Origin of the sequence: Mesorhizobium sp. M8A.F.Ca.ET.218.01.1.1 (assembly GCF_004791165.1) — a bacterium.
GTDB lineage: Bacteria > Pseudomonadota > Alphaproteobacteria > Rhizobiales > Rhizobiaceae > Mesorhizobium.
On the sequence record NZ_SRUZ01000004.1, the window covers coordinates 98,729 to 117,143 of the forward strand.

15 protein-coding genes are annotated in these 18,415 nt (G+C 63.5%); 8 read left to right on the forward strand and 7 right to left on the reverse strand.

Annotation, left to right across the window (positions count from 1 at the left end):
- Window positions 1–24 precede the first annotated feature (24 nt).
- The 8 genes from EN861_RS16515 to ugpC all read left to right on the forward strand — a co-directional run bounded on the left by EN861_RS16515 (window position 25) and on the right by ugpC (window position 9,849).
- A complete protein-coding gene (locus tag EN861_RS16515) occupies window positions 25–1,398 on the forward strand; it encodes a PleD family two-component system response regulator (protein ID WP_135864388.1) in 1,374 nt (457 codons plus the stop codon).
- Window positions 1,399–1,951: 553 nt separating this feature from the next.
- Entirely contained in the window at window positions 1,952–3,490 is a 1,539-nt protein-coding gene (locus EN861_RS16525; RefSeq protein ID WP_127278637.1) for an FAD-dependent monooxygenase, read from the forward strand.
- Between the two features lie 105 nt (window positions 3,491–3,595).
- Entirely contained in the window at window positions 3,596–4,330 is a 735-nt protein-coding gene (locus tag EN861_RS16530; RefSeq protein WP_127872597.1) for a FadR/GntR family transcriptional regulator, read from the forward strand.
- The gene (locus EN861_RS16535; RefSeq protein ID WP_127280537.1) at window positions 4,327–5,514 is read left to right on the forward strand and encodes a PLP-dependent transferase; all 1,188 of its coding nucleotides are present in this window, start codon (window positions 4,327–4,329) and stop codon (window positions 5,512–5,514) included. Before EN861_RS16530 ends, EN861_RS16535 begins: the two co-directional genes overlap by 4 nt.
- Before the next feature lie 29 nt (window positions 5,515–5,543).
- Window positions 5,544–6,821 (forward strand): sugar ABC transporter substrate-binding protein, encoded by a 1,278-nt coding sequence (locus EN861_RS16540; RefSeq protein WP_127280536.1) that lies wholly within the window; start codon window positions 5,544–5,546, stop codon window positions 6,819–6,821.
- Between the two features lie 185 nt (window positions 6,822–7,006).
- On the forward strand, window positions 7,007–7,930 hold the full coding sequence (locus tag EN861_RS16545) for a sugar ABC transporter permease (protein WP_127872594.1): 924 nt from the start codon (window positions 7,007–7,009) through the stop codon (window positions 7,928–7,930).
- Window positions 7,930–8,778 carry a carbohydrate ABC transporter permease gene (locus EN861_RS16550; protein ID WP_135864390.1) on the forward strand — a complete coding sequence of 283 codons (849 nt, stop codon included), beginning with the start codon at window positions 7,930–7,932 and terminating at the stop codon, window positions 8,776–8,778. The genes EN861_RS16545 and EN861_RS16550 overlap by 1 nt, the downstream gene beginning before the upstream one ends.
- 3 nt (window positions 8,779–8,781) lie before the next feature.
- Window positions 8,782–9,849 carry a sn-glycerol-3-phosphate ABC transporter ATP-binding protein UgpC gene (gene ugpC, locus EN861_RS16555; RefSeq protein WP_127280747.1) on the forward strand — a complete coding sequence of 356 codons (1,068 nt, stop codon included), beginning with the start codon at window positions 8,782–8,784 and terminating at the stop codon, window positions 9,847–9,849.
- 123 nt (window positions 9,850–9,972) lie between these two features.
- Here the strand turns inward: ugpC and rpmG are convergent, their stop codons facing one another.
- From rpmG to topA, 7 genes are all read right to left on the reverse strand, one after another.
- On the reverse strand, window positions 9,973–10,140 hold the full coding sequence (gene rpmG / locus EN861_RS16560; RefSeq protein ID WP_006201775.1) for a 50S ribosomal protein L33: 168 nt from the start codon (window positions 10,138–10,140) through the stop codon (window positions 9,973–9,975).
- A gap of 155 nt (window positions 10,141–10,295) precedes the next feature.
- A complete protein-coding gene (locus EN861_RS16565) occupies window positions 10,296–10,754 on the reverse strand; it encodes a hypothetical protein (protein WP_135864392.1) in 459 nt (152 codons plus the stop codon).
- Window positions 10,755–10,865: 111 nt separating this feature from the next.
- Entirely contained in the window at window positions 10,866–12,044 is a 1,179-nt protein-coding gene (locus tag EN861_RS16570; protein WP_127872590.1) for an MFS transporter, read from the reverse strand.
- A 102-nt stretch (window positions 12,045–12,146) separates the two neighbouring features.
- A complete protein-coding gene (locus EN861_RS16575; RefSeq protein WP_135864394.1) occupies window positions 12,147–12,887 on the reverse strand; it encodes an NUDIX hydrolase in 741 nt (246 codons plus the stop codon).
- 73 nt (window positions 12,888–12,960) lie between these two features.
- Window positions 12,961–13,395, reverse strand: coding sequence for a DUF983 domain-containing protein (locus tag EN861_RS16580; RefSeq protein WP_135864396.1), 435 nt, complete (start codon window positions 13,393–13,395; stop codon window positions 12,961–12,963).
- Window positions 13,395–15,701, reverse strand: coding sequence for a ribonuclease R (gene rnr / locus EN861_RS16585; protein WP_135864399.1), 2,307 nt, complete (start codon window positions 15,699–15,701; stop codon window positions 13,395–13,397). Before rnr ends, EN861_RS16580 begins: the two co-directional genes overlap by 1 nt.
- Before the next feature lie 6 nt (window positions 15,702–15,707).
- A complete protein-coding gene (gene topA, locus EN861_RS16590) occupies window positions 15,708–18,344 on the reverse strand; it encodes a type I DNA topoisomerase (protein ID WP_135864401.1) in 2,637 nt (878 codons plus the stop codon).
- Between the last annotated feature and the right edge of the window lie 71 nt (window positions 18,345–18,415).

Sequence of the window (18,415 nt, forward strand, 5' to 3'; positions counted from 1 at the left end):
CCAGCCGAGCCGGAGCCTTGTGAAATGACCGCGCGGATCCTCGTCGTCGACGACATCCCTGCCAATGTGAGGCTGCTGGAAGTCCGGCTGCTGGCCGAATATTTCGAGGTGCTGACCGCCACCAACGGACCCGACGCGATCGAGACCTGCGAGAACGGCAAGGTCGATGTCGTGCTGCTCGACGTGATGATGCCCGATATGGACGGGTTCGAGGTTTGCCGGCGGCTGAAGAGCGATCCGGCGACGTCGCACATTCCGGTGGTGATGATCACCGCGCTCGACCAGGTCTCCGACCGCGTGCGCGGGCTCGAGGCCGGCGCCGACGATTTCCTGACCAAACCAGTCAACGACCTGCAACTGATGACGCGCGTCAAGAGCCTGGTCCGCCTGAAGTCGCTGACCGACGAGCTTCGGCTGCGCGCCTCGACCACACGCAACATAGGCATCGAGGAACTTTTGAGCCGCAATTTCGCGTCCGAGGACACGACGCCGAAAGTGCTTTTGATCGATGAGCGCAAATCGTCGGTCGAGCGCATCCAGAAGATGTTGCGCGACCGTGCCGATCTCGACGTCACCGGCGATCCGCATGCCGGGTTCTTCCAGGCCGCCGAAACGCCCTATGAATGTGTGTTGATCTCGACGGCCTTCGCCGATTTCGATCCGCTCAGGCTCTGCTCGCAACTGCGCTCGCTCGACCGCACCCGTTTTGTGCCGATCATCCTTTTGGCGGAGGAGGGCGAGGAAGAGCGCCTCATCCGAGGGCTCGAACTCGGCATCAACGACTATCTGATGCGGCCGATCGACCAGCAGGAACTGACGGCGCGGCTGCGCACCCAGGTGCGCCGCAAGCGCTACAACGACCAATTGCGCGCCAGCGTCACCCAGACCATCGAAATGGCCGTGACCGACGGCCTGACCGGGCTGCACAACCGCCGCTATCTCGACAGCCATCTGCAGACGCTGTTCGACCGCGCAGTGGCGCGGCGCCGGCCACTGTCGGTGATGATCACCGATCTCGACCGCTTCAAGTCCATCAATGACGCGCACGGCCATGATGGCGGCGACGAGGTGCTGCGCGAATTCGCGCGGCGGCTGCGCAAGAACGTCAGGGGTATCGACCTTGCCTGCCGGTTCGGCGGCGAGGAGTTCGTGGTGGTGATGCCGGACACCGACGGCACCGTGGCCGAGAAGGTGGCCGAACGCATCCGTGCCGAAATCGCCCAGAAGCCTTTCGCCATCGGCGCCGACGGCAAGACGATCGAGGTCACCGTCAGCGTTGGCGTGTCATCGGTGCTGAAGGGCGTGGATACGGCGGCCGCGCTGATGAAGCGCGCCGATCTCGCGCTCTACGAAGCCAAGAGCGGCGGCCGCAACCGCGTCGTTGCCAAGGCGGCCTGACGGTCCGGGCCCGATTATCCGGTCAACCCAACAGGGTTACCCATTTACCTTAATCCAAGCGATTCGCGAGCCTTGGTTAAGAAACTGTTGATTTTCATAAGCTCTTGCGCAAATGTGCAGGCCAAGACGAAGCCGGCACGAGGGTAGACAGCCGGCTCGGTCCCTCAGGAATACCCCATGATGCTCAGGTCCGCCGCATCTCCTGGGTCCGTGGGGTCGGCCGGCCGGCGCTGGCACATAGTGGCCTCCTCGTACCGCTGCCAAACGCCGACCGGCCCCCTCTTGTCCGACATGACATCAGGATTCCGCGCCAAGCCCCGGAAGTGCCGGGGCTTTTTTGTGCGCGGCAGGATCTGAAGAACGCTTTCCTGGGTTCTAACGGCACCTCGCGCGCTATCGCTTCGCAACGCGCGACCTTTTCACTGCCGTATGCAGAGGGGAAGGCGAGAGGCTACCCCCTCCATTTCATACATATGGCGTACAAGGGGCTTGCGGCAAGACCTGGCTGTTCCCGTAAAACCACGACCCAAGTTAACCGAAACGGGAGTGGCGAATGCCGGAATTGTTGCCAAGAGGCCAAGTAGGTCGGGACCGTGCAGTGGTGATCGCCGGAGGCGGTCCGACCGGGTTGATGCTGGGTGGCGAACTCGCATTGGCGGGCGTCGATGTGGCCATTGTCGAGCGGCGGCCCAACCAGGAACTCATCGGCTCGCGAGCGGGTGGCCTGCACGCACGCACCATCGAGGTACTCGACCAGCGTGGAATTGCCGACCGGTTCCTGTCACAGGGACAGCTATCGCCGTCCGTGGGCTTCCACATGATCCGGTTGGACATCAGCGATTTTCCCACGCGGCACAATTATCTGCTGGCGCTGCGGCAAAACCATATCGAGCGGCTGTTGGCCGACTGGATCAGCCAGTTGGGGGTGCCGATCTATCGCGGACAGGACGTCACGGGCCTCGCACAGGATGACGATGGCGTCGACGTCGAACTGTCCGGTGGTCGGTGCCTGAGAGCGCAATATCTCGTCGGCTGCGACGGAGGACGCAGCATCATCCGCAAGGCGGCGGGCATCGCGTTCGACGGGTGGGATCCGACGATGAGCTGGATGATCGCCGACGTCGAGATGTCTGAGGAACCTGCATGGGGCTTTCGCAGCGACGCCTACGGTATTCATGCGATAGGCAAGATTGAAGAAAGCGACCGCGTGGGTGTGGTGTTGACCGAGAGGCATCTGACCATTGGCGGCGAACCTACGCTGCGCGATCTCAGCGAGGCGCTTGTCGCGGTTTACGGCACCGATTACGGGGTCCACAATCCGACCTGGATTTCCCGGTTCACCGACATGACACGCCAGGCCGCGTCTTACCGCAACAAACGTATTCTGCTCGCCGGCGATGCTGCGCACATCCATCCCCCAATGGGCGGACAGGGCCTCAATATCGGCGTGCAGGACGCGGTGAACCTGGGATGGAAGCTGGCCCAGGTGGTCAAGGCGACGTCCCCTGAAAGCCTGCTCGACAGCTACCATGCCGAACGCCATCCGGTTGCCGCCCGCGTGCTGCGCAATGCGATGGCGCAGGTCGCGCTTCGTCGCAGGGACGACCGCACCAAGGCTCTGGGCGACACGTTTGCCGAACTGCTCGCCATGGACGGGCCACGCAAACGAATCGCCGCCGAGATGTCCGGCCTGGGTGTCCACTACGACCTCGGGGAAGGGCACGCGCTGCTTGGGCGGCGAATGCCCGACCTCGATCTGCTCACCGCCAACGGGCCGTTGCGGCTGTTTACCTTGCTGCACGACGCGCGGCCGGTGCTCCTCCATTTCGGTGAACCAGGCAGACTGGACAGTGCGCCTTCGGCCGGCCGGATCCGGCAGATCGACGCCAGGTATGCCGGTGCCTGGGAGCTTCCCGTACTCGGAACGGTCGCTGCGCCCGACGCGGTTTTGATCCGGCCCGATGGATATGTGGCCTGGGTAGGAGTTGGGACTCCACAGGGATTGGCCGATGCGCTGACCAGATGGTTCGGACCGGCTGCCGCAGCCGGGTGTCCTTCCGAACGCAGCGCGTCACACTCTTCCACGGACTGAAGGCTGGCTTCCACAGGCTGAAGGCGGCTGCCTCCTGACAAGCGATTGACAGGAGGCTCCATCTATGCAGAAATTGGTTGGACCATTGGACCACTTGGAGGAAGTGTGGACCAGAACAGCCTGCCACCCATTCAGACGACGGCGCGCGACGACGCCGTGCTGAAGGCATTGGTGGGCTTCGTCCGCGCCGAGGCCTTGCAGCCTGGTGAGCGACTGCCGACCGAGCGCATCCTGGCCGAGCGGCTCAAGGTCAGCCGCAACACGGTGCGCGAGGCGCTGACGCGGTGGGAGGGATTGGGCCTGGTCGAGCGCCGGCAAGGCAGCGGCACCTATCTCAAGGCGGCCGTATCGCCCGATATGCTGCATCTGCCGCTGACGCTGGCGGGCGGCAATGATTTCACCAGCCTGATGCAGACGCTGGAAATCCGCCGCGCACTGGAAGCGGAAGCGGCGGCACTGTGCGCCGAGCGGGCAAGCCCCGCCGACATTGCCGAGATCGAACGCAAGCTCGATATCATGGAGCAGGCGTTTCGCACCCTAGACGGCATGTCATCGGAAGAGGACTGGGAATTCCACCAGGCGATCTACCGGGTCTCCGGCAATCCGCTGTTCGAACAGATCATCGCGGCCATGCACGAACTGTTCCACCGTTTCTGGGAACATCCACTCGGCGTGCGCGATTTCGGCCATGCCAGCTTTCCCTATCACCGCACCATCTACGAGTGCATCGCCGCGCGTGATCCGCAAGGCGCCCGCGGCGAGGCGCTGAAGCTCATCGCCACCGTCGAGGACGACCTGAAGCGCGGTGCGGCCAAACTCAAACTTTCGGACCTGAGATGAACGAGCACCCAGCCGGTTTCGATCAAGACTATCTCGCCGAGGCGGCGACGCTTTTGGCGCATGATGAACCGTTCCCCGGCGGCGCCGTCGTGCCGCCTATCTACCAGACGTCGCTGTTCACCTTCGCCAATTACGCCGAAATGGCCGATACCTTTGCCGGCAAGCGAAAGCAGCCGATCTATTCGCGCGGCGACAATCCGACGGTCATGGAGTTCGAGGCGCGTGTCGCGGCGCTCGAAGGCGCCGAGGCCGCGCGCGGCTTTTCAAGCGGCATGGCAGCGATCAGCGCCACCGTGCTTGCCTTCGTCGGGGCGGGCGAGCGCATCGTCGCGGTACGCAATTGCTATGGCGATGCCTACCGGCTGTTCGAGCGGCTCCTGCCGCGGCTCAACATCAAGGTCGATTATGTCGACGGCTCGGACCCGGATGCGGTGGCGGCGGCATTGCCCGGCGCAAAGCTGCTTTATCTGGAAAGCCCGACCTCGATGATGTTCGAGCTTCAGGACCTGCCGCATCTGACCCGGCTGGCCAAGGAGCAGGGCATCATCACCACCATCGACAATTCCTGGGCGACGCCGGTGTTCCAGAAGCCGATCTCGCACGGCGTCGATCTCGTGCTGCACTCGGCCTCGAAATATCTCGGCGGCCACAGCGACACCGTTGCCGGCGTGGTGGCGGGCTCGGCCGCGCACATCAAACACATCAACGAGCAGACCTATTCCTATCTCGGCGGCAAGCTGTCACCGTTCGAGGCCTGGCTCTTGCTGCGCGGCCTGCGCACGCTGCCGCTGCGCCTGCCGCACCACATGAAGAGCGGGCTCGCCATCGCCGAACGGCTGAAGGCGCATGGCAATGTCGAGCGGGTCAACCACCCCGTCTATTCGAACCATCCGGGCAAGGCGACGCTTGCCGGCTATGGCGGGTTGTTCTCGTTCGAAGTTACCGACGATATCGACATTCCCGTCTTCGTCGACGCGTTGAAATATTTCCGCATCGGCGTCAGCTGGGGTGGGCATGAGAGCCTGGTCGTGCCGGCCAAGGCGTCGCTGGAGCAGACGCCGGGACTGAATTCGATGGCGCGCTTCGGCGTCAGCCCCCGAACCATCCGCTTCAATGTCGGATTGGAAAGTGTCGAGGATCTTTGGGCGGATGTCGCCCAGGCCTTCGAAAAAGCCAGAAAATAACAAGCGGGTTCAAAATGGGAGTCTTGAACATGAAAAAACTGACCGTCATGCTTGCCACCGTCGCGGGGCTGGCAATTTCCGCCGGGGGCGCGCTCGCCGATTCGACCCTGAAAATGGTCGAGGTCATCACCAGCCCGCCGCGCACGGAGTTCCTGAAAAAGCAGATTGCCGAGTTCGAGGCGGCCAATCCGGGTGTCAAGGTCGAGCTGGTCTCGCTGCCCTGGGGGCAGGCGTTTGAAAAATTCCTGACCATGGTGCAGGCCGGCGATACGCCCGATGTGGTCGAGATGCCGGAACGCTGGATGGGGCTTTACGCCAACAACGCTCAGCTCGAGGATCTCGGCCCCTATATGGCCAAGTGGGACGACGCCAAGACGCTCGGCGACCGCGCCAAGCAGTTCGGCTCGACGGTCAACAACACCCAGTTCATGATCCCCTACGGCTACTATGTGAACGCGCTGTTCTGGAACAAGAAGCTGTTCAAGCAAGCCGGCCTCGACGGTCCGCCGGCGACGCTTGACGAATTCGTCGCCGATTCCAAGAAAATCTCGGCCATTCCCGGCAAATACGGCTACTGCCTGCGCGGCGGGCCGGGCGCCTTCAACGGCATGCACATGTTCATGAACATCGCCGCCGGCAAGGGTGGCTATTTCAACGAGGACGGCACCTCGACCATCAATGAAGAGGGCTCGGTCAAGGGCCTGCAGATGCTGGCCGACATGTACAAGGACGGCCTGGCGCCGAAGGATGCCGTGAGCTGGGGTTTCAACGAAACGGTCACCGGCTTCTATTCCGGCACTTGCGCCATGCTCAACCAGGATCCGGATGCACTGCTCGGCATCGCCGACAAGATGAGCGCCGACGACTTCGCCGTGGCGCCGATGCCGACCGGTCCGAGCGGCAAGTCCTATCCGACGCTCGGTTATGCCGGCTGGGCGATGTTCGCCAACTCGCAGCACAAGGATGATGCCTGGAAGTTGATGGCGACGCTGCTCTCGCCGAAGGACAATCTGGAATGGGCCAAGGAAGTCGGCGTCATCCCGATCCACAAGGGCGCCGACCAGGACGCCCACTTCAAGACCGAGCAGTTCAAGGGCTGGTTCACCGAGCTCAGCGACGGCGCCAAATATGAGATGGTGACGCCGCCGACGCACCTCGAAAACCTTGGCAACTTCGTCGACCAGGTGGCGATCAAGAACTTCCAGGAAGTGCTGCTCGGCCAGAAGACGGCCAAGGACGTCGCCGACCAGTGGGCTGCCTTCCTGACCAAGGAACAGCAGGACTGGCTGGCGAAGAACAAGAAGTAAGCGCAGGCTTTTCCTTCTCCCCGTTCACGGGGAGAAGGTGGCCCGACAGGGCCAGATGAGGGGCAGCGCTGAGTTCTCAGAAGCTGGCGCCGCCCGTGATCTGCCTGCCGGCATCTTCTCCCCGTTGAACGGGGAGAAGGACGCTTGTCGCCAACGCCGCGCTCCTAAAGGACGTTCCACAGCCAATGACCTATGCCGTGTCCGAAATACGATCTGTCGGCAAGCCGCGACGTAAGTGGCTCACACACGCTGCCATCGAGCCCTGGCTCTATCTCAGCCCGGCGATCATCCTGCTGGTCGTGGTGCTGCTCGTGCCGCTGGTCATCGGCATCAGCTATTCCTTCCGCAAGTTCTCCGCCTTCAAGTCGGAATATGTCGGGCTCGGGCAGTATCAGGCGATGTTTTCGGACCAGGTGCTGGGGCAGGCGCTGGTCAACACGCTGTGGTGGACGGTCGCCAGCCTGTTCTTCCAATTCTTCCTCGGCCTTGGCCTGGCGCTGCTGCTCGACAAGCCGTTCCCAGGCCGCAAGGCGGTGCAGGCGCTGGTCTTCCTGCCCTGGGCGGTGCCGTCCTTCCTGTCGGGCCTGACCTGGGCCTGGCTGTTCAACCCGATCATCGGTCCGCTGCCGCACTGGCTGTTCGCCTTGGGGCTGAAAGCCGAGCCGACCAACGTGCTTTCCGATCCGGCCACCGCCATGTGGGGGCCGATCGTCGCCAATGTCTGGTTCGGCATTCCGTTCTTCGCCATCACGCTGCTGGCGGCGCTGAAGTCGATTCCCTCGGAGCTGCATGAGGCGGCGGCGATCGACGGCGCTTCGCCCTGGCAACGCTTCACCAAGGTGACGCTGCCGTTCCTGGCGCCGACCATAGCCATCACGGTGATGCTGCGCACGATCTGGATCGCCACCTTCGCCGACCTGATCTTCGTCATGACCGAGGGCGGGCCGGCCGGCTCGACCAACACGGTGCCGGTCTACATCTATGTCAGCGCCTTCAAGTCGCTGGACAAGGGCTATGCCTCGGCTGTGGCCGTGCTGCTGCTCGTCCTGCTTATCGCCTATGCGATTGCGCTGATCGCCATCCGCCGCTCGCTTGTGAGGCACGTCTGATGATCGCGGGACGCTCTGCTTCACAACGGTTTTTCGGCGGCGTCGGTCTCTACGCGGCAATCGCGGCCTATGTGGTCTTCGCACTGTTCCCGATCTACTGGACGCTGAAGATCTCGGTCACGCCGGAGCGGCTTCTCTATTCCGAAGGCATAACCTTCTGGCCGTCGCACATGACGCTACAGAACTTCATCACCGTGCTCGAAGCCACCGATTTCCCGCGCTATTTCATCAACAGCGTCATCGTCTCGGTGTCGACGGCTGCCCTGGTGACGGTGATCGCCACGCTTGCCGGCTACGCCATGTCGCGCTTCACCTTTCGCGGCAAGGCGGCGCTGGCGCTGATGCTGCTTTTGACCCAGACCTTTCCGCTGGTGATGGTCATTCCGCCGATCTACCGCGTGATGGGCCAGATCGGCCTGATCAACAGTCTGACCGGGCTGATCATCATCTACACCGCCTTCAACACTGCCTTCGCCACCTTCCTGATGCAGTCCTTCTTCGACGGCATCCCGAAGGACCTCGAAGAGGCGGCGATGATCGACGGCTGCACGCGTGCGCAGGCAATGCGCCGGGTGATCGTGCCGCTGACCCTGCCAGGCATGGGCGCGACACTGGGCTTCGTCTTCACCGCGGCATGGAGCGAGCTTCTGTTCGCGCTGATGCTGATTTCCAGCGACGACCAGAAGACCTTCGCCGTCGGCCTGCTCACCTTCATCGGCAAGTTTGCCGTCGACTGGGGGCAGATGATGGCGGCGTCGATCCTGGCGCTGATCCCGGTCTGCATCTTCTTCGCCTTCCTGCAACGCTATCTCGTCACCGGCCTGACCGCCGGCGCCGTCAAAGGATGATCGATGGCCTCTGTCACGCTCGAAAAGGTTCGCAAGGATTACGGCGCCGTGCGCGTCCTGCATGCGGTCGATCTCGAGATCGCCGACGGCGAGTTCGTCGTGCTGGTCGGACCGTCAGGTTGCGGCAAGTCCACGCTTTTGCGGATGATCGCCGGGCTGGAGGAGGCCTCCGGCGGCGAAATCCGCATCGGCGAGCGGCTGGTCAACGATGTCGCGCCGAAGGATCGCGACATCGCCATGGTGTTCCAGTCCTATGCGCTCTATCCGCATATGGACGTATCGAAGAACATGGGCTTCAGCCTGATGTTGCGAAAGGCCGAGAAGCCGGCGATCGATGCTCGCGTCGATGGTGCTGCCAGGCGGCTGGGGCTGGATACGTTCCTGCAACGCCTGCCCAGGCAATTGTCAGGTGGCCAGCGGCAGCGTGTCGCCATGGGCCGCGCCATCGTGCGCGATCCCAAGGTTTTTCTCTTCGACGAGCCGCTGTCGAACCTCGACGCCAAGCTGCGCGTCCACATGCGCGCCGAGATCAAGGCCCTGCACCAGCAATTGAAGACCACTTCGGTCTACGTCACCCACGACCAGATCGAGGCGATGACCATGGCCGACCGGATCGTCGTCATGCATGACGGGCTGATCCAGCAGGTCGGCGCGCCGCTCGATCTCTATGACCGGCCGGCCAACATGTTCGTCGCCGGCTTCATCGGCTCGCCGGGCATGAATTTCCTGCCGGCGGTGGTGGAGAAGGGTGGCAAGATGGACGCCGTATTGTCCGATGGCCAGAAGCTTCGGCTGCCGGACGGATTGCCGCTCGGGGATGGCGACGTCATCACCGTCGGCCTGCGGCCCGAGCATATAAGGCTGGCCGATGACGGTGCGCTGCAAGGCGAAGTCGGTGTGGTGGAGCCGCTCGGCCTGTCGACGCAGTTCTATGTCAAGCTGGCCGGCCAGCAGCTTTGCGTCTTTGCCATGGGCCGCGCGGGCGTGAAACCCGGCGACGTCGTGCGGCTGGCGGCCGATCCGGCGTCGCTGCATCTGTTTGACAGGGAAAGCGGCGACCGTATCGGCTGAATGAATTCAGTCAGGCTGAATGAATTCAGCCGGGCTGAGCGCACCCAGCCGTAGCCTTCCGCCTTGCAAACAAAAACGCCGCCCATCGGGCGGCGTTTTTGCATTCCAGAGGGAAAACCCAGATTACTTGATCTTGGTTTCCTTGAATTCGACGTGCTTCTTGGCGACCGGGTCGTACTTGCGGAACGACAGCTTGTCGGTCTTGGTACGGCTGTTCTTGCTGGTGACGTAGAAGAAACCGGTGTCGGCGGTCGACAGAAGCTTGATCTTGATGTTTGCGGCTTTGGCCATGATCTCAGTCCGTTATGTTCGTGGAGTTTTGGCCGCTGGAGCACGGGGAAAACACCCGGACGCGGGAAACTTGGCGCGACACATAAAGAACGTGCCTGGAAAGTCAAGCCCGGCGGACCCGATGTGGCCCGCTCAAGCTGCCCGGTATGCATAAATCAGACGGTTTGCGCCTCTGATACCGCGACCTTCTTCCAGTCTCCGGTCGTGTTCCACCAGCGATTCGGATTGGCGCGGTCGTCCAGCCCCTTGGAGCGGCTGGCAAGGATCGGCTGGATGCGGATCACCGGCTCCTGATAGGAATGGGCCTGGAAAATCGCCTCGACGACGCGGGCCGCCAGCGCCTGGTCGTCGGGTAATTCGAAGGAAACCTCGACCGTGCCCGGGCGGCGGCGCAATTCGGTTTCGGCGCCGGCCGCTTCCCCTTCAAGGGGCCTGTAGCGCTCGATGCCGCGCGCCGACTGATAGGCATTGCGGTCATACTTGCCCATGGCAAGCGGTGCGATCGCCACAACCGCGTCCATGATGCGGTCGACGTCGGCAGCCGGAGCCTGGAAGCTGACGAGCAGCAGGAGGGTCATTCGCAGCGAAGTGGTTTCAAAGCCGCTGTCGATCATCGGAGTGTCCTCGGTTCAGGTGTTTTAGGACACCCTTTTAACCGGTGGCTGCTGACACGGTTCTGTCAGCAGCCTGTCGCTGGGCAGTGCCGATAAGCGACGGGTTGGGCTCTACAGCAGGATCTTGCGAACGAGCCTGAAGCAGACCAGGGCGATGTAGGCGCCGAAGAAAAGGCCGAGCGACCAGCCGAAGCCGGAAGGCCCGAAACTGTCCATGCCGATGCCGATCGCCTGCGGCCCAAGCACCATCCCGACGCCATAGCACAGCACGAAAGCAGCATTGGCCGACGCCAGTTCGTGGCCGGAGAGCTGCGATCCGAGATGGGCAAGACCGATCGTGTACATGGCAGCAACGACACCGCCCCACACGAAGAGAAGCGCTGCCATCAAATGCCAGTTCGCGGCAAAGAACGGCATGAATATCGTGCCGACGAGACCAACCGTGGCACAGGCGAGCAGCAGATAGCGCCGGTCCGAGACGCGGTCGCTGATCATGCCGATCGGGATCTGCAACAGCACATTGCCAAGGCCGATCATGGTCAGCAGCAACGCCGCGTCGGCCTCGGAATATCCGATGCGGTTGCCATAGACCGGGAACAGCGCGAAGCCGCCGGTCTCGACCGCGCCGAACACCAGCACGGCGAAAGTCGCGGTCGGCACCAGCCAGATGTAGCGCAGGAAGTGGCTGGTCTCGCTCTCCGCCACGATGGTAGGGCTTTCGTTGCGGGCGGCCAGAACCGGTATGGCGGCGAGCGTCACCAGGGCGATGATGACGCCAAACGGCCTGAAGCCGGAACTGCCGAGATGGGCGAACAGCCACGGCCCTGCGGCAAAGCCGAGCGACAGGACGGTGGCGTAGATGCCAAGCACAAGGCCGCGCCGGTGCGGCGGCGCCGATGTGCTGATCCAGAATTCCGACAGGATGAACAGCACCGTCAGCGCGATGTGCAGCACGACGCGCAGCGGAAACCACATCCAGAAATCAGGCGCGAAATGGAAACCGACGAAAGCCAGCGCGCCGGTAGCAATCATGGCGATCATGGTCCAGGCGACGCCAAAGCGCATGGCGAGCGGCGTGGCGAGCGGCGCCCCGGCGATCGAGGCCAGGCCGGCGACGGCCGTGTTGAGGCCGATCATCGAGGCCGAATGGCCGCGTGTTTCCAGGATGACGCTGAGCAGCGGCATGCCGAGGCCGATGGCAATGCCGACGACGCTGATCGACGAGATCGCCGCCACCATCGGCAGCCAGTGTACGCGTTCGTCGCCCTGTGGTTGGGTATCGACCGTCATGAGATGCTGAATACTCTGTCTGTTTGATCTTACGCAATTCCCAAGGGCAAGTGCTTCGCTCTTGTCCCGGGAAAACCGGGTCACACTTTTCCTGGAATTGCTCTAGAGAAGTTCGCGGGTGAAGCGGTTGCGGACAAGCCGGTAGAAGGGGACGGGGCCACCCGGACGCAGCAGCGGATCGTGGGCGAGCCGCCTTTCCAACTCGTCCAGGATCATTCGGGTGATGTCGGGTATATCAGCCTGCTTGGCCTTGGCGAGCGGCAGCCAGACCAGTTCCTCCAGCTCGTTGGTCGGGCCGCCATCGGGCAATTCGATGGCGACGTCGCCACGCCAGGCGCTGAAGAAGCGGGTGTCGAATCGGCGCACCCGGTTCGGCGGCGTGATGGCGCGCGCGACGAAGCGCAACGCCTCCAGCGACGGTGCCACGCCATGTTCGACGAAACCCTGCCAGTCGCGCCTGGTCGTCGCAAAGGCGCCTTTGCGGCCGATCAGCAGGCCGGCTTCCTCATAGGTTTCGCGGACCGCCGACAAAGCGATGGCACGGGCTCGGGCGTGGCTGGTGCGGCCGGGGCCGGCCGTCAGCTTGGCTTCTTCGTGCTGGTTAAGGGCGGTCGCCGTCGGGATGCGGCTGTCGGCAGGGTCGGTACGGCCGCCCGGGAAAACGAATTTCCCTGGCATGAAGGCGTGCGCGGCGTGGCGGCGTCCCATCAGCACCAGGACGTCGTCGCCTTTGCGGTCGAGCAGGATGAGCGTCGCGGCATCACGCGGACGCAGGGGCCGGCCGTCATGCACGGCCAGGCCCTTGTCGATCTTGTCGACGTCCGCCTTGGTCATAGCTTCCATGCGCGGGACCTAGCGGAAACTTCTTGCATGCGAAAGTGGCCTTAACGATTGGCATGTTGCGCCAGCCAACACCTCAGGCCCCGGGATGCGGCTCGATCACATCCTTTTCGCCACCAAATCCGTGCATATAGAACGCCCATTGCAATCCGATGACGGCGCCTTTGACAGGCTGCAGCAACGCGATCGAGAGAAGGATGGTCAAGGGCACCCAGATGAGGATGTGTTGCCAGGTGGAGAGCGTCGAGGTCGCCTCGACACCCATGAAGGCGCCGAGCACGATGTGGCCGACGATGACGATGACGAGATAGGCGGGCAAATCGTCGGCGCGATGGTGATGAATCTCCTCGCCGCAGACGCTGCAGGTTTCGACGGTCTTGGTGAAGCCGCGGAACAGCTTGCCTTCGCCGCAATTCGGGCAGCGGCCCAAGAGCCCCCGCTTCATCGCCGTCCACAATGGGCGGGCAATCCGGCCCGAGTGATGTTCGCCACCAAAAACCTGTTGTTCCATTATCGTCTCCTGCCGCGCGACCCCGGTCGCGATTGCGACGCACGGGCGCGGCCCTTAGCCTTGTGAAACGACCTGCTGGAGCCTGGCAGGGGCTTTGGGTCGGTCAACATCTCGAAGCGCATCGCGCCGGCCATTGGCGCCACCTCGACGAGCCGGACCTCGACGCGGTCCGCCAGTTGGTAGCCTTTGCCCGAGCGTTCTCCGAACAGGGAGCGGGCCGTTTCGTCGTATATATAGTAATCGCCGCCCAGAGTTGACACCGGGATGAAACCATCGGCGCCATACTGCGGCAATTGGACAAAAAGTCCTGATTTGGTGACGCCGGAGATGCGGGCATCGAAGCGGTCGTCGATGCGCTCCGCGAGATAGGCGGAGATCAGCCGGTCGACCGTGTCGCGCTCGGCAGCCATTGCGCGCCGTTCCGTGCCGGAGATCAGCACCGCAACGTCTTCGAGGCGCGCCTCCTCATCTTGCGTCAATCCTCCGGGGCCAAGACCCAGTGCGGCAATAAGCCCGCGATGGACGATCAGGTCGGCGTAGCGGCGGATCGGCGAGGTGAAATGCGCGTAGCGCCTGAGGTTGAGGCCGAAATGGCCGATGTTCTTGGGTGAATATTCGGCCTGGCTCTGCGAGCGCAGCACCACTTCGTTGACCAGCGCCTCATTGTCGGCGCCGCGTACGCGGTCCAGGATGCCGTTGAACTGGCTGGGCCGCATCTGGGCGCCGCGTGCCAGTGACAGGCTAAGCGTCTGCAGGAATTCGCGCAGCGATTCCTGTTTGGCCAGCGACGGCGCGTCGTGGATGCGGTAGACCAGCGCCTGCTTTTTGCCCTCCAGCGTTTCGGCCGCGGCGACATTGGCCTGGATCATGAACTCTTCGATCAGCTTGTGGGCGTCGAGCCGCTCCGGCACGATGACGCGGTCGACCGTGCCATCCGGTTTGAGCAGGATCTTGCGCTCCGGCAGGTCGAGTTCGAGCGGCTGGCGGCTGTCGCGGCCGCGCTTGAGGATAGCGTAGGCGTCCCACAACGGCCTCAGCACCGTGTCGAGGATCGGGCCGGTCTTGTCGTCCGGCACGCCGTCGATCGCCGCCTGGGCTTGGCTGTAGGCGAGCTTGGCCGCCGACTTCATCATGACGCGGTGAAAGGAATGCCTGATCTTGCGGCCATCGGCGGAGAAGGTCATGCGCACCGCTAGCGCCGGGCGATCCTGGCCCTCGCGCAGCGAGCAGAGATCGTTGGAGATGCGCTCGGGCAGCATCGGCACGACGCGATCCGGGAAATAAACCGAATTGCCACGCTTCAGGGCCTCGCGGTCGAGCGCCGTGCCGTAGCGGACATAGGCGGCGACATCGGCGATCGCGACGGTGGCGATAAAGCCGCCGAGATTTCTCTCGTCGAGGTCAGGGGTGGCGAAGACGGCGTCGTCATGGTCCTTGGCATCAGCCGGATCGATGGTCACCAGGGGCAGGTCGCGCCAGTCCTCGCGATGGGCAAGCGTCGCCGGCTTGACGGCTTCGGATTCGGCTATCACCTCGGCCGGGAAGATATGCGGAATGTCGTGCGCGTGGATGGCGATCATCGAGACCGCCTTTTCGCTCGTCAGCGAACCCAGCACGTTGAGCACCTTGGCTCTCGGCAGCCCATAACGCGAGGCTCGCGCGGGCTCGACCTCGACAAGGTCGCCGTTTTTGGCGCCGTTCTGGAATTCCTTGTCGACGATCAGCTCGGGCTGGCGCCGTTCCACCGGCTCGATGCGGAAGCTGCCGTCCTGAAGCACGCGAAAGACACCGAGGACGGCATCCGTGCGCTTCTCGAAGATCTTCATCACCCGGCCGGTATAGGCAGGCCCTGACGGATCGTCGGTCGGGAAGGTCTTGGCCAGCACACGGTCGCCGATGCCCGGCGCCGGTCCGTTCCCCCCGCGCGAAACACGGATCGAGACCACGGGAGGTTCGCCCGGGCCGACCGCTTCGGCCGGATGCGCCAGCAAGACCCCGTCGCCATCGCGGCCAAAGATGTCGAGCACTGCGACATGGGGCAGGGCGCCGACGCGGGCCAGCCGCTTGCGTTCCTTGGTCAGAACGCCTTCGTCCTGCAGGTCGCGCAGGAGATCCTTTAGCCAGATTCGGTCGTCGCCGCGCAGCGCGAACGCCTTCGCGATATCGCGCTTTCCGGCACGATCGGGGTTTTCGGCGATGTAGCGCAGGATTTCATCGCGCGAGGGCCGGTAATCGTCCTTGACCTTGGCCCTGGTGTCGGCGGTGCGCGGATCGCCGTGGCTTCTTCCGGTGATCCTGCGCGCCACGCCGTCCTATCCTTTTTTCTTCGCGGCCGGCTTCTTGGCGGCTGCCTTCTTGGTCGTGGTTTTCTTGGTTGTGGGGGCCTTGGCCGCGGCCGCCTTGCGGAACGGCTTCTTGCCACCGCCGCCCTTGGCTTCCTTCTCGGCAATCAGCGCCAGCGCATCCTCGACGGTCACCGATTGCGGATCCTTGCCCTTGGGCAGCGTGGCGTTGACCTTGCCGAAATTGACATAAGGGCCGTATTTGCCGTCGCGCACGACGATCTTGCCGCCGCCGTCCGGATGGTCGCCAAGCTCCTTCAGGGCTGCCGGCGTGCCGCCGTTGCGGCCGCCCTTGCCCTTCGACTGCTTCTCGGCAATCACGGTGACCGCGCGGTTGAGGCCGATCGAGAACACGTCCTCGATGCTGTCGAGATTGGCGTAGGTGCCATCGTGCAGCACGAATGGGCCGTAGCGGCCAAGACCGGCCGAGATCATCTTGCCGCTTTCCGGATGCTGCCCCACGTCGCGCGGCAGCGCCAGCAAGGCGAGCGCCTTCTCGTGATCTATGGATTCAGGCGTCCAGCCCTTGGGCAGGCTCGATCGCTTGGCTTCCTTGCCGTCACCGCGCTGGATGTAGGGGCCGAAGCGGCCCGAGCGCAGCGTGATTTCCTCGGCCGTATAAGGATCCTTGCCAAGCAGCTTGGTGCCGTCCTCGCCACCGCCGTTCTCCCCATTGGGATTGGCGGCGTCGCCGAGCTGGCGGGTGAAGGAGCATTCGGGATAGTTCGAGCAGCCGACGAAGGCGCCGAACTTGCCGAGCTTCAGCGACAGATTGCCGGTGCCGCATTTCGGGCAGATACGCGGATTGGAGCCGTCCTCGCGGGCAGGGAAAACCAGCGGCGCCAGTTCTTCGTTCAGCGCATCGAGCACGTCGGTGACGCGCAGCTCCTTGATGTCGGCGACGGCACCGGAAAAATCCTTCCAGAAGTCCCGCAGCACGTCCTTCCAGGCGAGCTTGCCGTCGGAAATCTCGTCGAGCTTTTCCTCCAGCGAGGCGGTGAAGTCGTATTCGACATAGCGCTCGAAGAAGCTTTCGAGGAAGGCCGACAGCAGGCGGCCCTTGGCCTGCGGCACCAGCCGGCGCTTGTCGATCGTGACATAATCACGGTCCTCGAGCGTCTTCAGGATCGCCGTATAGGTAGAGGGACGGCCGATGCCGAGTTCTTCCAGCTTCTTGATCAGCGACGCCTCGGAGTAGCGCGGCGGCGGCTCGGTTGTGTGCTGGGTGGCATTGATTGCGCGGCGGGCAAGCTGCTCGCCGGCGCGGATTTCGGGTAGACGGCGGTTTTCCTCGTCTTCCGCGTCGTCGTCCTTCTGGTCGGTGTAGGCGGCGATGAAGCCATCGAAGCGGACGACCGAGCCAACGGCGCGGAGCTCGGCGGTGCGGGCGCCGTTCAGCGCCTCGATTTCGACGGTGGTGCGCTCGATCTCGGCCGACTGCATCTGGCTGGCGATGGCGCGCTTCCAGATGAGTTCATAGAGCCGTGCCTGGTCGGCATCGAGATATTGCCGGACCGACGCCGGGGTGCGCATGAAATCCGTCGGCCGGATCGCTTCGTGCGCTTCCTGGGCGTTCTTGGCCTTGGCGGTGTATTGGCGCGGCTTTTCCGGCAGGTATTTCGGGCCGAATTCCTTGGCGATGGCGTCGCGAGCGGCGTCGATCGCCTCGGGGGCCATCTGCACGCCGTCGGTTCGCATATAGGTGATGAGGCCGGCGGTCTCGCCGCCAATGTCCATGCCTTCATAGAGCCGCTGCGCCACCTGCATGGTACGCGTGGCCGAGAAGCCGAGCCCCGACGAGGCGGCCTGCTGCAGCGTCGAGGTGGTGAAGGGCGGGCCGGGGTTGCGCTTCGTCGGCTTGGCTTCGACGGACAGCGCCTTGAAGGTAGCCCCCTCGAGCATCGCCTTGATGTCGTCGGCCTGCGCCTTGTTGGCAATGTCGAGCTTTTGCAGCTTCTTGCGCTCGAATGCGGTCAGGCGGGCTTCGAAGGTCTCGTTGCGCGGTGTGCCGAGGATGGCAGCGATCTGCCAATATTCCTCGCGGATGAAGCGTTCGATTTCGGATTCGCGGTCGCAGACCAGGCGCAGCGCCACCGACTGGACGCGGCCGGCGGAGCGGGCGCCCGGCAATTTGCGCCACAGCACCGGCGACAGCGTGAAGCCGACGAGATAGTCCAGCGCCCGGCGGGCGAGATAGGCATCGACGAGAGGCGCATCGATCTGGCGCGGATTGGCCATCGCCTCCAGCACCGACGCCTTGGTGATGGCGTTGAAGACGACGCGGCTGACGGGCTTGTCCTTCAGCGCGCGCTTCTGCTTGAGCACCTCCAGCACATGCCAGGAGATAGCCTCGCCTTCGCGATCCGGGTCGGTGGCGAGGATCAGGCCGTCGGCATCCTTGACCGCATTGGCGATGTCGGTAAGGCGCTTGCCCGAGGCGGTGTCGACCGCCCAGGACATCGCGAAATCCTCATCCGGGCGCACCGAGCCATCCTTGGCCGGCAAATCGCGGACGTGGCCGAACGAGGCAAGAACCTTGTAGTTCCTGCCGAGGTATTTGTTGATTGTCTTCGCCTTGGCCGGCGATTCGACGACGACGACGTCCATGAGGTCTCATATCAGCTGTGATGCGGCAGAAGAATTCCGCTGCGCGCGACGAAATCTCGGTTCTGTTCGTC